Source organism: Massilibacillus massiliensis, from assembly GCF_900086705.1.
GTDB classification, from domain to species: Bacteria; Bacillota; Negativicutes; order FLKF01; family FLKF01; genus Massilibacillus; species Massilibacillus massiliensis.
In genome coordinates, this window is the sequence record NZ_LT575483.1 from 848,506 (window position 1) to 863,038 (window position 14,533).

The 14,533-nt window shown below is 32.7% G+C and carries 25 protein-coding genes and 1 pseudogene; 1 reads left to right on the top strand and 25 read right to left on the bottom strand.

What is annotated here, in order from left to right:
- Positions 1–41 precede the first annotated feature (41 nt).
- From BN6559_RS04370 to BN6559_RS19165, 21 genes are all read right to left on the bottom strand, one after another.
- On the bottom strand, positions 42–512 hold the full coding sequence (locus BN6559_RS04370; RefSeq protein ID WP_199883735.1) for a hypothetical protein: 471 nt from the start codon (positions 510–512) through the stop codon (positions 42–44).
- Between the two features lie 442 nt (positions 513–954).
- Positions 955–1,260 carry a hypothetical protein gene (locus BN6559_RS04380; protein WP_110953603.1) on the bottom strand — a complete coding sequence of 102 codons (306 nt, stop codon included), beginning with the start codon at positions 1,258–1,260 and terminating at the stop codon, positions 955–957.
- A 1-nt stretch (position 1,261) separates the two neighbouring features.
- Complete coding sequence (locus BN6559_RS19780) at positions 1,262–1,528, bottom strand: type II toxin-antitoxin system death-on-curing family toxin (protein ID WP_110953604.1); 267 nt, start codon at positions 1,526–1,528, stop codon at positions 1,262–1,264.
- A gap of 382 nt (positions 1,529–1,910) precedes the next feature.
- Entirely contained in the window at positions 1,911–2,324 is a 414-nt protein-coding gene (locus tag BN6559_RS04395) for an immunity protein YezG family protein (RefSeq protein ID WP_110953606.1), read from the bottom strand.
- 6 nt (positions 2,325–2,330) lie between these two features.
- Entirely contained in the window at positions 2,331–2,741 is a 411-nt protein-coding gene (locus BN6559_RS04400) for a DNA/RNA non-specific endonuclease (RefSeq protein ID WP_110953607.1), read from the bottom strand.
- Between the two features lie 216 nt (positions 2,742–2,957).
- Positions 2,958–3,278, bottom strand: coding sequence for a hypothetical protein (locus BN6559_RS04405; protein WP_110953608.1), 321 nt, complete (start codon positions 3,276–3,278; stop codon positions 2,958–2,960).
- 181 nt (positions 3,279–3,459) lie between these two features.
- Positions 3,460–3,891, bottom strand: coding sequence for a hypothetical protein (locus BN6559_RS04410; protein WP_110953609.1), 432 nt, complete (start codon positions 3,889–3,891; stop codon positions 3,460–3,462).
- Positions 3,892–4,143: 252 nt separating this feature from the next.
- Positions 4,144–4,386, bottom strand: a complete 243-nt coding sequence (locus BN6559_RS04415; RefSeq protein ID WP_110953610.1) for a hypothetical protein — start codon at positions 4,384–4,386, stop codon at positions 4,144–4,146.
- A 221-nt stretch (positions 4,387–4,607) separates the two neighbouring features.
- Positions 4,608–5,021, bottom strand: a complete 414-nt coding sequence (locus BN6559_RS04420) for an immunity protein YezG family protein (protein ID WP_110953611.1) — start codon at positions 5,019–5,021, stop codon at positions 4,608–4,610.
- Between the two features lie 10 nt (positions 5,022–5,031).
- The gene (locus BN6559_RS04425; protein ID WP_110953612.1) at positions 5,032–5,529 is read right to left on the bottom strand and encodes a DNA/RNA non-specific endonuclease; all 498 of its coding nucleotides are present in this window, start codon (positions 5,527–5,529) and stop codon (positions 5,032–5,034) included.
- 66 nt (positions 5,530–5,595) lie between these two features.
- On the bottom strand, positions 5,596–5,970 hold the full coding sequence (locus BN6559_RS04430; RefSeq protein ID WP_110953613.1) for a hypothetical protein: 375 nt from the start codon (positions 5,968–5,970) through the stop codon (positions 5,596–5,598).
- A 1-nt stretch (position 5,971) separates the two neighbouring features.
- Positions 5,972–6,835, bottom strand: coding sequence for a hypothetical protein (locus BN6559_RS04435; protein WP_110953614.1), 864 nt, complete (start codon positions 6,833–6,835; stop codon positions 5,972–5,974).
- A 271-nt stretch (positions 6,836–7,106) separates the two neighbouring features.
- Positions 7,107–7,655: a hypothetical protein gene (locus tag BN6559_RS04440; protein ID WP_110953615.1), complete on the bottom strand. Its 549-nt coding sequence runs from the start codon at positions 7,653–7,655 to the stop codon at positions 7,107–7,109.
- Between the two features lie 18 nt (positions 7,656–7,673).
- Positions 7,674–8,147, bottom strand: coding sequence for a hypothetical protein (locus tag BN6559_RS04445; RefSeq protein WP_110953616.1), 474 nt, complete (start codon positions 8,145–8,147; stop codon positions 7,674–7,676).
- Positions 8,148–8,367: 220 nt separating this feature from the next.
- Positions 8,368–8,556: a hypothetical protein gene (locus BN6559_RS04450; protein WP_110953617.1), complete on the bottom strand. Its 189-nt coding sequence runs from the start codon at positions 8,554–8,556 to the stop codon at positions 8,368–8,370.
- A gap of 400 nt (positions 8,557–8,956) precedes the next feature.
- Entirely contained in the window at positions 8,957–9,484 is a 528-nt protein-coding gene (locus BN6559_RS04455; RefSeq protein ID WP_110953618.1) for a hypothetical protein, read from the bottom strand.
- Between the two features lie 171 nt (positions 9,485–9,655).
- A complete protein-coding gene (locus BN6559_RS04460) occupies positions 9,656–9,838 on the bottom strand; it encodes a MarR family transcriptional regulator (RefSeq protein ID WP_110953619.1) in 183 nt (60 codons plus the stop codon).
- A gap of 33 nt (positions 9,839–9,871) precedes the next feature.
- The gene (locus BN6559_RS19160) at positions 9,872–10,021 is read right to left on the bottom strand and encodes a hypothetical protein (protein WP_199883736.1); all 150 of its coding nucleotides are present in this window, start codon (positions 10,019–10,021) and stop codon (positions 9,872–9,874) included.
- A 271-nt stretch (positions 10,022–10,292) separates the two neighbouring features.
- Positions 10,293–10,391, bottom strand: a complete 99-nt coding sequence (locus BN6559_RS19785) for a BOW99_gp33 family protein (RefSeq protein ID WP_407656749.1) — start codon at positions 10,389–10,391, stop codon at positions 10,293–10,295.
- A 141-nt stretch (positions 10,392–10,532) separates the two neighbouring features.
- Positions 10,533–11,192 (bottom strand): hypothetical protein, encoded by a 660-nt coding sequence (locus tag BN6559_RS04465; RefSeq protein WP_110953620.1) that lies wholly within the window; start codon positions 11,190–11,192, stop codon positions 10,533–10,535.
- A gap of 151 nt (positions 11,193–11,343) precedes the next feature.
- Positions 11,344–11,646, bottom strand: a complete 303-nt coding sequence (locus BN6559_RS19165) for a hypothetical protein (RefSeq protein WP_199883737.1) — start codon at positions 11,644–11,646, stop codon at positions 11,344–11,346.
- Between the two features lie 457 nt (positions 11,647–12,103).
- On the opposite strand from BN6559_RS19165, the pseudogene BN6559_RS19790 reads away from it, so the two are divergent.
- Positions 12,104–12,175: pseudogene (locus BN6559_RS19790) on the top strand (IS3 family transposase); the annotation flags it as partial.
- Between the two features lie 188 nt (positions 12,176–12,363).
- Here the strand turns inward: BN6559_RS19790 and BN6559_RS04485 are convergent.
- The 4 genes from BN6559_RS04485 to BN6559_RS04495 form a co-directional block, all read right to left on the bottom strand.
- A complete protein-coding gene (locus BN6559_RS04485; protein ID WP_110953621.1) occupies positions 12,364–12,804 on the bottom strand; it encodes a hypothetical protein in 441 nt (146 codons plus the stop codon).
- A gap of 12 nt (positions 12,805–12,816) precedes the next feature.
- Positions 12,817–12,990 (bottom strand): hypothetical protein, encoded by a 174-nt coding sequence (locus BN6559_RS19170; protein ID WP_199883738.1) that lies wholly within the window; start codon positions 12,988–12,990, stop codon positions 12,817–12,819.
- A gap of 363 nt (positions 12,991–13,353) precedes the next feature.
- Positions 13,354–13,575, bottom strand: a complete 222-nt coding sequence (locus BN6559_RS04490) for a hypothetical protein (RefSeq protein ID WP_110953622.1) — start codon at positions 13,573–13,575, stop codon at positions 13,354–13,356.
- A 464-nt stretch (positions 13,576–14,039) separates the two neighbouring features.
- Positions 14,040–14,396 carry a hypothetical protein gene (locus BN6559_RS04495; protein WP_110953623.1) on the bottom strand — a complete coding sequence of 119 codons (357 nt, stop codon included), beginning with the start codon at positions 14,394–14,396 and terminating at the stop codon, positions 14,040–14,042.
- Between the last annotated feature and the right edge of the window lie 137 nt (positions 14,397–14,533).

Here is a 14,533-nt window from a genome sequence, read left to right on the forward strand (position 1 = left end):
TCAAAAAGGGAACGTCCCCTTTGTCATACGGATCACCTTGTCTAAACTGACTTGTTTCCTTGAATCTTCATCGGATATCCATATTTCTCAATAACTTTTGTTCTATAAGATGAATAACCTTTTAAAGATTGTAACGTATTGAGTCTTTGTCTTTCTTCCATATAATCAAACTCTTCAATGAGTCTCTGAATATAGGAAAGATATTCTACTTCCGTTACTATTGTACTGAAGGGATAAGGGTATGTATTAAATATAAAACAGATCCCTAATATGGCATCATAATTAGTCTGGTTAAAATTTAATGCTTTTTTAAAATATGAATAGCCATTATCCTCTTCTAAATATGGAGATAAATAACAAATTATATTCCCAATCAAACATAATCCATTTGATTTAACGGATACCTCAACCAAGGGATTATTAATTATTAATTTGATTTTTTCTATTAATTTTTCACTATCCATTATCCCAAATTGTTCTTTTAATTCATTAATCTCTTGTTCATAAGTCACCAATTATTCACCCCCGCATCAGATAGTCTAGGACATTACGGGACATTACGGGACGTTCCTTTTTTGTCAACTTTTAGCTACAATCCCTCTTGATATCCCTGTTGCTCGTTCTATTTCTCTTATTGATAATCCTGAATTTTTTAACTTTTGTAGGATTCTATCTCGTTCTGTTTTTTCAAATATTCCCAGAAGACGAAGGGAAGACGAAGGGACGGTGGTTTTGTCTCGAGAAGACACTTCCTCCGTCCCCTTGTCATTCAATATTACCCCATTCATTTCCTGATATTAAGGAACGTTCCTTTTTTGTCACGTCCCTTAATTTTATTATTTTGTTGTCAAAAAGGGAACGTCCCTTTGTCACTAGCCTTTTTCATTTACTTATTTCCCCATATAGGAATGGTGTCCAAATTTTTGTTGCAGTGCAACGCGTCACCTTGTCATCTTAAAAACTAAAGCCCCATGCAATTTTTGCATATTCAGTACAAATATATGACAATCCTCCTTCAAGGTCAGAAGTATCCATTCTTATAGATTCCCTTTCACCAAGTATTTTACCTGATACAATAAAAGTATAAATATTTTCCTTCCTTTCTCCATCTACCTTGATAATGATTAATGATAAATCTTGCTTTATTTTCTCAAAGCAAGGAATGAAACAATCAATACCTTTAAAATCATTCTTATCTATGGGGAAACCCAATTTATTTGCCAATTGTATATATTGTATTTTATATGAACTTAAATTCATATTAAAACCCCCTTAATGCTTTTGCAATTTCATTAACATCTTTTAGTTCACCAGTCGATATTTTATAGATTACCTCCTTCATTCCCTCTATACTAGCTCCGGTAGATATATTATTTCTCTCCATTAACGATTGAATTACCGCCATTGCCGTACGTTTATTACCATTATCAAATGTATGATTGTTTACTATAGATCGGGTAATAGCAGCAGTTTTCTCCCAAAAGCCATCATATCTTGCTGAATTTTCTAAAGAGGGACAAAGGGACAGGTTTACTGTCCCACTACAATCTAGCCGATTACACTTTTAGAAATTCCACTTATCCTTGCTAATTGTCCGATTCTTATTCCCTCTTTTTCTTTCATATTTAGAATTACGTTATCCCATTGTCCTTTTTTAATTGTTGCAATTGGCTAATCGTTGTTATTCCTATTTCACTTAAATATTTCATTATTAGTATACCATCTTTTCCATTTGTTGGACACTTAACCTGTCCCCTCGTCCCATTTTTATATAACTCAAGCCTGACCCCGTCAATCCCTATGTTGACGTTTGTTTGGTTAGCAAAAATGGCTAACATTTCTGCTAGCCATTCCTACTCTTTAAATTAAATTTAATTTAGACAAACATAGCCGTCATCTTGTCTATTCTTTTATAACCCCAAATACTTAGCTTTCCATTTTTCTTTTTTTTCTACAGGACTTATCTGGGAAACATCATCATACTCATAGTTTATTTTAAAATCGCCTTTACAGCTCAAGGTTAGAGTTAAATTTGTCCATATCTCTTGTTTCTGAAATTTAAATTCGTCTGAAAGTCTTCTAAAAACATTATATAACTGATGGTCAAGATCTGAAAAATAATTATCATCAATAATAAATTTATCTGTTATTTCTAATGAATTTACTGGTGTATCACTTCCTAGTGGATAATAATAGAAAAATACACTAGCATACCCCTCCCTTATCTCTGCATATAAATATAAATTTTTCCATTCTTCTGGGATTATGTGATTTATATTATTAGCTATCTCTCGATATAGTTGTTCCATTCTATCAGTTTCCATAATCTATCACTCCTTATAATTAGGCAACTCTGCTTTATATTTTTCACCATTAATACTATAATCAACTCTAAATTGTGCAGGGCGCATAGAATCTTTTTCATATATTGGCGCAACTTTTATGGTTACTTCTTTTCCATCCTTTAAAGCATTTTTCCAAGTATTTTCTAAAATCTTATATTCACTTCGATTTAACGTAGAGTTCATTGGTACTAAATTATCAAGTTCTCCTGACCCCTTAAATATACTTGCAATTAAGTGACCACCATCATCTGTAGGTAATCTATCTTCTCTACCAACTGTTTTTTGTGCATATGTATTACGATCCGCTTTTCCTAGCTCTAATTTCGCTTCAACAGATGAAATTCTTCCATTACCATCCGTCAGATACGTATACCCTTCTTTTGTCGTATATTCAATATCTGGTTTTAGCGTTTTCTTTCCATTTACTTTTGGAGGGACAAAGGGACAGGTTTACCGTCCCACTACAATCTAGCCGATTACACTTTTAGAAATTCCAGTTATCCTTGCTAATTGTCCGATTCTTATTCCCTCTTTTTCTTTCATATCTAGAATTACGTTATCCCGTTGTCCTTTTTTAATTGTTGCAATTGACTAATCGTTGTTATTCCTATTTCACTTAAATATTTCATTATTAGTATACCATCTTTTCCATTTGTGGGACACTAAACCTGTCCCCTTGTCCCTTAAGTCAATTTTTATATAACTCAAGCCTGACCCCATTAATTCCCAGGCTGTTTTATCACCGGCTTTATCTGCTTTCGCCGCATCATCAAGTGCTTTTTTGTATTGCTTTAATGACAAATCACCGATTGCTTTATAGGCTTCTTGACCAAATACTTTCGTTAATTCCTGTTGCTCTTGTACTTTCTTCTTATCAAAGATTTTTCCTAAAGCATTGATAGTGAAAATTAAGGGACGTTCCTTTTTTGTCACGTCCCTTAATTTTATTATTTTGTTGTCAAAAAGGGAACGTCCCCTTTGTCACTAATATTATTCAATTATTGTTCGATCAACAGACAACACCTGAGAGAAAAAGATAGGTCAGCGGATTTTTACTTCCACTGACCTTTTTATGTTTAGACAAAAGTACGCGTCACCTTGTCTATATAACGTTTTAAATTCCTATTATATCTAGAATTTTTTTATTTGCCTTTCTTGGCTTTCCAGCCAATGAATACACCAAATAATCCTCTACCCAATTTTTATCACCTTTCATCAAACCATCCCAATGATTTCTCAAGCCTCTAGTAATAATTTTCAATCTATTTTTTATCCTTTCTTCAACTGTATTAGCTTCTTTAATATTTTCTCTATCAATAGCATTAAATTTTTCAACTATAAATGAATCAAAATTATATATTTCTAATTCTCTATGACTATTTCGCATAACATAAGAAATAAATATATCGTCTAAATGTATCATAAAAATCAACGCAAAATCTTTACCCACTATTGCAAATTCATTATTATCAACATTTAAATATTTCATATCATATTTATTCATTATATTTTCAAATTCCTGTTTAAATATTATTTCATAATTCATTTATTTCCCTCCTAATTTTTAGGTACCATTTGCATTGTACTAAAGTCAAATTTGGGGACAAGGGGACAGGTTTACCGTCCCACTACAATCTAGCCGATTACACTTTTAGAAATTCCACTTATCCTTGCTAATTGTCCGATTCTTATTCCCTCTTTTTCTTTCATATTTAGAATTACGTTATCCCGTTGTCCTTTTTTAATTGTTGCAATTGACTAATCGTTGTTATTCCTATTTCACTTAAATATTTCATTATTAGTATACCATCTTTTCCATTTTTGGGACACTAAGCCTGTCCCCTTGTCCCTTCAATTCTTTTAAATAAGCCTCAAATGTTGATAATTCCACATCCGCCAAGTTTGTTGCTTTTCTCGATACTATTTCGCCTTTTTTAGGATCATACGAATCCAGCCGCTTTCCATTGCTTAAGTTAACTTCATTATATTTGTACCAATCTTGGTCTACAGCCTTATCATTAAATGCATTACCTCTTGCCATTGGTGAATCATTTAGCCAATAGTCTCTTGTTTCTTTCCAGTCTAAACGATCTCTTGGTGTTTTTCCTTCGCTTGCTTTCCGTGAAAGATATTTTTGATATTAAAACTTATTGTTAATACCCCTGTTCTTTTACATGAGAAAAAATAGGTCAACGGATTTTTACTTCCGCTGGCCTATTATATTTTTGAGACAAAATTTCGCGCCACTTTGACTATGAATTATTAGATGCCTAAGTATTTAGCTTCCCATTTATCTTGTTTTTCTACCGGGCTTATTTGAGATATATCATCATAATTATAGTCAATTTTCATTTTTCCTGTACTATCTAGGAAAAATGTGAGATGCGTCCATGGTTCTTGCCCCTGTATTTTAAATTCCTCCCAGAGTCTTTCGAAACAATCATATAACTTGTGATCTATATTTTTATAATTTTGTTTATCGATATCGTAGATATCTACAATATCTAAACTATATATTGGCTTATTCTGTAATTTAGGATAATAATAAAAATACACTTGTGACATACCTTCTCGAACTTCTGAGTATAATAAAATTCTTGACCATTCTTCTGGAATCATCTTATTTAGTAACTCAGCAATCTCCATGTATAATGTTTCCATTCTTTTATTCTCCATATCTTCCACCTCATTCATAGTTAGTTAAACTGTTATTATATTTTTTACCATCAATTGTATACTCAATGTCAAATTTAGATGGTCTTATCGAGCTACTATTATAATTTGGTTCGATTTTAACATTTACCGTTTTTCCTTCCTTCAAAGCATTTTTCCAAGTATTTTCTAAAATCTTATATTCACTTCGATTTAGCGTAGAGTTCATTGGTACTAAATTATCAAGTTCTCCTGATCCCTTAAATATACTTGCAATTAAGTGACCACCATCATCTGTAGGTAATCTATCTTCTCTGCCAACTGTTTTTTGTGCATATGTATTACGATCCGCTTTTCCTAGCTCTAATTTCGCTTCAACAGATGAGATTCTTCCATTACCATCTGTCAAATACGTATACCCTTCTTTTGTCGTATATTCAATATCTGGTTTTAGCGCTTTCTTTCCATTTACTTTTGTATATTGATCCCCAAAGACATTAAGGGACGTTCCTTTTTTGTCACGTCCCTTAATTTTATTATTTTGTTGTCAAAAAAGGGAACGTCCCCTTTGTCCACGTTAACCTCTTTTGCTATTGAATTATTCTACTATAAAATTATCCCAAGCTATTATTTCTAGCATTGTATCTTGAAAAGGTAGTACATAATGATGAGCCTTTTCTAAAAATTCAGCCGTGTAATCATTTTTTCTTAAATTCTCTTTTAAAATAATTAACCACTGTGAATCAGCTACTTCTAACATATTGAATGAACGTTTTCCATTTATCAAAAATGAATTAACATTTACGCAATCTATAGTAGTAATTTTAACTCCTTGATAAGGACAAAATGATATTTTACGACGTTTTTCAAAAGCATCATCAAATATTACCGTTACACGAGAATTTTTTATATCTATTTCTTCTAACGGTGTTTCGTTTATCTTAAAACCTGTATTTACGACCTCTATTTTCATTTCAATCTTCACCTCCCCTTACCCGAATACCTACACCGCCATTTTTAGTAGTAAATTCCCATGATTCATTGGCAACTTCCTCAGCAGCAGCCCATCTAAATGGAACTGCAATACCTGCTTGTTGATATGCATATAACCGACGATTGTCCAAAGTGAAAAATTTTCCATCTCTCTCGAAGACTCTTATAGGTGCAATACTTGTTGAGCTAATCTCTCCAGTTTTTAAACCATTAATTAATTCACTAACTGTTCTACCATCTTTAAATATAGCTGATATACTACTTTGTGTAAATCTTATATCGCTTGGATTTATGCTACCGGCCGCTGATATCGCAGCTTCTCCACCTTCAGCAAATAATTGCAAATCAATCCCTGTTAATTTAGACCAAGCACTTACTTCTTCTACTGTCTTAACGCCCTTACTAGTCAAACCAGCTCCAGTACCATAGAATGGAAGGAAATCTTGTGCAACTCTCCCATATTCGTCTAATTTACCTTTAAGATCTACACTTGCCTTATATCCATGATCATCTACAATATTAACACCATAATATGACTTAACATCCACTTCATGATCTTTATATGGTCCACCATATTTTTCATTTCCAGCTTCATATTCCCAGCCCATAGTTCCATAATTATCATCTTTATCTTGACGCCAATACCGTTGGTTCGGATCTGGATACCAGTCACTTCCCATGTATTCATCGTCTTCTTCGCCATTTTCATCGTAGCGAATCTTATAAAAACCTTTATCTGGATCATAAATTATCGAGCCTTCTGCAGTTGGTTTATGAACGTAATCATTATATTTCACTCCATTATATGCTGCATTAGCTCCCGCTTGAGCATTACCACCAGACATCAAGGGACGTTCCTTTTTTGTCACGTCCCTTAATTTTATTATTTTGTTGTCAAAAAGGGAACGTCTCCTTTGTCATAGGCTTTTATTGATGTGCGAAGTTTGAGTTAGTGAGACAAAAGTACGCGTCAACTTGCATTCTCTCCACCATTAAATAATAGCTAATTCAAATATAGCTTAGGCTCCGTTAAATCTCAATAAGCAACTAAATTTCACCTATTTATTCAGGTTTGCTTTTTGTTGTCTTTTTTAGGTGTTGTTTTCACAATAACCGTCAACTTGTATATTTATCCCATCTCCTTCTAAAATTTTTAATCCTATTAATTATATTTTCTTCTGTTAATATATCTGTTAAATATCCAAGATCCTTATAGTATATCGCTATTGATACATTATCTATATCAATATTATTCACTATATCAGAAGCGAGCTTTTGTGCTTCACGTATTACGTCAATATTCATTGCATTAGCATCAAATGCTTTCACAACACCCATAATCTCTTCAGCTATTCTTATTTGTGAAAATGTGTCTAATTTCCCATTTTTCATTTTTACAAATTCCAATAATGCGCATAATCCGTCAATACGCTTATATTGACTAATTATACCCACAAGTTTTATAAAATTAAAACTTACAACATCCTCACTTTTAATTTCATTCAACAATTCATTCTGACACTCATCAATCCATAAGCTTTCCTGTTCTTCTGAAACATCAAAACTTTTATAATATTTATAGTTGCCTTCCCTCTCCATATGAAAGTGACTTCCACAATATTTCATGAAAATACTCTTCGCTATATTATTTTTTTCATTGCTCATAAGACACCACCTCTAAAACTACTTCATTGCATGCCAAATTGAACCCTCCTGCCAAAAAGTATATCCTCTGCTTATCAAGTAATCTACTTCATTTAAAAAGTATCCGTCAGCTTCAAATGGATTATGCGAAAAAACAAAGTTCTTTCCAGCATTCACTTGTTGTTCTAAAAATTTTTGATTAATTTTCCACATATTTGTCTCACCAAATTCTGCGACTAATTGACTCCAATTACGCACTTCAAAATATGTAGCTTCCATATCTTTTGCCACTTGTACATAGGAAACGCCATCCTTCCAGTAATTTCCTAGTGCCACTATATTGGAATTTGGATTCATCGTTTCCTGTTCTGCAAATTCTGGTAGCGTGTGTGAAAAAACAACTATCCGCGCCTGCCAAATATTATATTCTTCAACTATTTTTATTATATTTTCTTCACTAGCAAGTACTGCTTCTTCAGAAGTAAGTCCCAGCCGTTCAAGTATTCTCGACATTAAGGGACGTTCCTTTTTTGTCACGCCCCTTAATTTTATTATTTTGTTGTCAAAAAGGGAACGTCCCCTTTGTCATGTTTTCTGGATCATCTGGATCAAGGCCTTTCGACTTTAAAACCCTTTTTGCAAGATCTAAGTCTGGATCATCAAATTTGTTGGCGCACAGGCCAGCGGATTTTTACGTCCACTGACCTTCTTATTGCTTAGGCAAAAGTACGCTTCACCTTGTATATTTATCAATTAATTCAATCAAATTCTGTTTACTTTTTTGAGCTTTAATTGCTTCCTCTTCCAAAATTTCATCATCTCTCATTTCAATATTAAAGTGCCCTATATCGTGCCGAAGATAATATTTTCTATCTCGTATAAAAATATCACACCCATATTTACTAAATATTATTTCTTCCATTTCATCATCTCTCCTATATTATTTAATAGTAGTTACCGTATATTCTCCAGGGTTCAGTTGATCTATTACGGCTTCTGGAATACCACCACTTGTATATCCACCTGGTAACCACTCTGAATTGACTCCGGGCTCATTCCCATTTGGTATTCGCAATCTATTTGGTGATGGAATTTCTATTCTGACGGGATTAGTGGGACAAAGGGGGACAAAGGGACAGGTTTACTGTCCCACTACAATCTAGCCGATTACACTTTTAGAAATTCCAGTTATCCTTACTACTTGTCCGATTCTTATTCCCTCTTTTTCTTTCATATTTAGAATTACGTTATCCCGTTGTCCTTTTTTAATTGTTGCAATGGACTAATCGTTGTTATTCCTATTTCACTTAAATATTTCATTATTAGTATACCATCTTTTCCATTTGTGGGACGCTAAACCTGTCCCCTTGTCCCTCTGAGCAATTGTCATTCAATATATATTTTTTGTTATTCCAGCCTTGAACGGCAATACTATGTAGTTTATGGTATTCTTCTTTTATAAAATTGCAATTGTCCTCAAAGTCTTGGTCTGTAATAAATTCAATCGCATTTTTATCTTTATATAACTTTTTAGCGTCTTTTTTCAAACTCAAAGCAAATTCATTTAAATCGGCATATTTTTCAACTGGACTTCTCGAACATGATATCCCATCGATAGATAGTATATTTGTTATTTCCCCTGTAATCCGTTTATTAAACTCTATATTCACGATCCCTCTAAATAGTTTCTCATTACTATTTAAGTAATGAATCAAATCATTTCTTCCACTACACGAACATTCTTGCCAACACAACGGATAATCCACAAATTTCTCATTCTCTATAAAACAAGCCATGGCCTGAATTTTGCGGGTAATTTCTCTATCTTTATTCCAAAACTTTAGAAACATGATTTCTCCTTTTACACCTTAACTATCAAAGGTTCTTTATATTTAATTTCTTTGGTTCATGCTGATCAGTAATATCCTCCCCTAATAATAGCTAATGTAAAGTTTTGACAAGCTTTAGGTTTGATTTTTGAAAGCAATACTCTTATCACTGAGCAAGCATTTTTTACTGACTTAATAAAACTTTTCTTCAAAATATCGTCTTGAAATTCTTCCGGCAACAACGATCTTCCCTTTTTTCTTTAATTCTTCATTCAAATCTCGTATAATTTTATACGCATGCCATTTCGATACTTGTAATATTTCGGCTACTTCTTCAGCTCTTAAAAATTTTAATTGTTCAATTTGATTAGACATTATTCAGACCTCTCTAATTAATTTGTAAGTGATTTAATCAACTGGTAATTCTACAAGACCAAATTCCCAAGGTACTTTTATTCCCTGTCTTTCAGCTTCTTCATTCAATCTGATATGTTCATTAATCATTTCATCCGTATAGCCAAGCTCTTTTGCTTTACTTATGAATTCTTCTTTTTCCACTCGTCATACTCCCTTGTATGTAACTATTTACAGCTAATTTAAACATTCTCCAACAATTTATAACTTTGAGCATTGATTTAATAAGATAAATCTTAAGGTTTCTTAGCAATTTATCAGCATTGGTTTTTGCATACTATGATTAGCATATTATTGATTGAACCTTAACATTTCTTAACAACCTGTAAGCCACTCTATCAGCATATTTTTTCTATTTCTGTGACTGAGCAAGCATTTTTTGTTTTTTGGCTAAATCAACCATTAAACGATAAAATCATTCTGTTTTTTCGTTTAATGGAATTACTACGCCTTCAATTGAATCTCTAACTGTACCATCTGCCATTACATGAATAATTTTTGAGTATACTTTCATTTAAATTCCTCCATTTTAATTTTTGTATTACTCTTCTTTAATCAACCTGTCATTAATTTGATTATTCCTCGTCCATCACGAATAGGCTGTAGCCATTAACATTTAATAATAACGCTCGATTTAAAGAATTAGTGCAATTATTTAAAAGCTTCTATATGTAGTAATAATGCCTATTAAGAAAAATCCATATCCCGCTATTGCCAACCCAATAGCTATATTGCGATACAAATCCCCCTTCTTTTCATCTAGACAACTATTACAGTCAGTAGTATTAGTATGCCTTTCGCCAGCATTGATTTCCTCTACTATTTTATCTTTCTGCTTTGCAAATGAAGAAGCGTAATACCATTGACTCAAATATGAAGCACCACTCGATATTGCTGTGGATAACACTCCAAATGCAAAGAGCAGCAGACTACTTGCCAAACAATTATTAACACTACCACCATTTGATAAAATGTTTCCAGAGAAAGCAAGTAAAGCAACACCCGCACCACCATTGATGATTATTGCATACCTTAATGCATATTGACCTATTTCAATTGCCGATTTTGTCATAAGTATTTGATCTTTTTCTAAGCGATCCACATTAGAAATTCTAGATTGATTCTCCGCTTTATATTGCTCCAGCTCTCGTTCATGTGATAATTTCGCCAAGAAACGTTTTGCTTCTACATCTTGAGCATGATTTAGTGTATCAATATATTTTAATAAGTTATCAACCATTACACTTTGAATTCCATCCACCTTTAGTTGTATAAAGTCTGCTCTTATACGTCCAATAATGTCTTGCTCATCCATAATTTCACCCCCACTTACAAATATAGCGTTCGACAAACCCCCGCAACTTCCTTCCTAAATAATGGAATAACATATTCAAAAAAAAATACAGTCAAAACTTTTAAGCTCTGGCTGTATTATTGCAAATAAATTGTATTTTATAATTTTCTCATTAAACATGCACTCCTTCAGCAGCCATCCGCATAGTTTCATCAACTTTATTTTCGAGATGATTTACTATGCCATCGAGATCCATTTCATTATTAACCGTATTGTGATTTGTCATTTCAACTTTTATTTCTGCAGTTGTGAAGCGATTTATGACTTCTTGCTCTGTTACATCTCGAAGGTATGTATTATATGCAATATTATCCGGTGCATTTAAATACGCACACCTAACCTGTGGATATATTAATGAAAATCCTCTGAAGAACGTAATTAAACCTAAATATATGCCAAAGCAAAAAAAATCCAAAGCATTATCCCCAAGAACTATAAAAGACGTATTTGCCCAGGTAAGCAATTCCGAATATTATATTCCATTTATTATTTCATACTATACAGGTTTAAGAGCTGCAGAATGTTTAGGTCTTACATGGAAGTCACCAATTATTCACCCCCGCATCAGATAGTCTAGGACATTACGGGACGTTCCTTTTTTGTCAACTTTTAGCTACAATCCCTCTTGATATCCCTGTTGCTCGTTCTATTTCTCTTATTGATAATCCTGAATTTTTTAACTTTTGTAGGATTCTATCTCGTTCTGTTTTTTCAAATATTCCCAGAAGACGAAGGAAGACGAAGGAAGACGAAGGAAGACGAAGGAAGACGAAGGGACGGTGGTTTTGTCTCGAGAAGACACTTTCTCCGTCCCCTTGTCATTTTATCAGTAACATTAAGGGACGTTCCTTTTTTGTCATCTTTTATATTATTATAACAATGAACGTTTTCAAGCTCGTTTAAAGGGGATGTCCCCTGTCAGTTATAGAAGACAATATTGTTAAAAAATGTTATTTTTCCCCATAGGGACAGTGTCCGAATTTTAGTTGCAGTGCAATCTGTCCCCTTGTCCCTTTATTTTTGATCACGAGACGACACCTGAGAGAAAGAGAGAGGTCAGCGGATTTTTACGTCCACTGACCTCTTTGATTTATAGGATTTGATATTGTTTAGTATTATACTATACACTCAATTAAAAATAGATTCGACTTTGCCAATCTTTGTTTTGCATAACATTATAAACAAAGAGGAAAAAATCTTGATCTTCTTCCCTATCACTATTAAAATCAAAATCTGCAATATTTACTGGATCATAAATACATGATGGGTATATCACTGAGTATAAAATATCATTCCCTCTATTAATTGAAAATTTATTATTCTTATCAATTCTTTCAAATGATAAGTTAATAGTACTGTCACACAATGATATCTCTCTGTTTTTAAGATTAAGATACAAATATTTATCTTTTCTGTAAAACATTACAATTTCATTGTTCACCTCCCCAAAATGTCCACTGATTTTATATTCATCAGTACGTTTCAAAATTTTAGTACCGCCAGTTATAGTATTTAACTGCATAACTTCTAGCCAAATATCGTTATTTTGTAGAAATATAATATTCTTACTCATTTTTCAATCTCCTCATTTTATGCCTGCTAAATCATTAAATTCTTTCCCTGGTGTTTTAGAACTTTCGATAATTTGTTCCCATGACTTCCCTCTTGCTCTAAGCCAATCAACTGTAGGTCCTAACTTATCACCATATTTTTCTATGTTCCGCGCATAGATTACTTCGAGCATTTCTGGGGAAGTCATATCTTTATATTGAACTCCTAAGTCTCGTCTTGCTTGCTGTAATGTCCTTGCTATTTCTTCTAAACTTTTACCTTCTGATCGTAGAGTTTGTTCTAAATTTCCTAAGCCACGGAGGGACAAGGGGACAGGTTTACCGTTCCACTACAATCTAGCCGATTACACTTTTAGAAATTCCAGTTATCCTTGCTAATTGTCCGATTCTCATTCCCTCTTTTTCTTTCATATTTAGAATTACGTTATCCCGTTGTCCTTTTTTAATTGTTTCAATTGACTAATCGTTGTTATTCCTATTTCACTTAAATATTTCATTATTAGTATACCATCTTTTCCATTTGTGGGACACTTAACCTGTCCCCTTGTCCCTTAAATCAAAGGTATAAACCATTCCCATAATCTTCTTAACGATTCAACTGAATAATCTAGTTCTTCTTTTGCACCTCCCCCTGTCTCCTCATAGGCTTTTCTAAGCAATTCTAATCGCTCTGGTATTTGATTTACATACCATTCCAAATGTTTTTTTGCTTCGGATCTTGTCATATCATCATAAGACATAAAATTAGGCGGATCCATTAAAGGATATAGCATAACATTCTCTCCTTAATCATGTATTACATATTTTATACCATGTTGTTCTAAAAAATCTAAGAGTGGTTGTGATGGTCCAATTTTCCCCGTAATGGCGCTTCTATAAAAATGCCACTTTACCTCATCTACTTTATTCTCCGCAAGTAATTCAGCATCCTTTAATACTTGTTTCTTAATGAAATTTGTTAATGGAACATATCCAACTTTAGATTCATGCGCTACTCCTTCAGAAAATACGTCTATAAATCGCCGTCCTAAAGTCGTTGAGCTTTCGGAGCTTTCGGAGCTTTCGGAGCTTTCGGAGCTTTCGAGGTCAGGCTTGACTTATTTATTTTTGAGTTATTTTTATCCTTCTTATTCTCTTCGTGATTTTACTATACCTTTAAAAAACTTTGATAATTATATAAGAAAGTTAAATAAGTCAATTTATTTAATAACTCAATCCTGACCCCATTAATCCCAAATCAAGAAAAACCATTGATTTTCTTTTCAAAAGTTATGTATCCTATTTGAAAAGAAAAAATATTCTTCTCTTCAAATCTTAAAAATGCATATAAATTTTGTTTTTGTAAAATTATAACTTTTTTTTCAGCGTTGATTACGTTTACTTTTAGAATAATCCATTCTTCTTTTTTTAATTCATTCAGGCACATTTCCTCTACTTGCTTCAAATTAAAAGCTATTGGATATTCATATATATCATTTCGTGACCTTGAAAATATTCTCTTATTATAATGAGTTTTTGATAATGTAGAAAATTTAGCAAAGTTTATATTCTTGACTTCATTTTCTATTAAATATTCCTGCTCTTCTACGGGCAAAGCTACTATACTACTTATTATTCCTACTCCCCAAATAGAAATGAAGTTTAAAACAATAAAACCGCATATAACCCATTTGATTTTTTTATAAATTTTGAGACTCCTCCTCTATTATTTATTTGACATAATTTTTATTG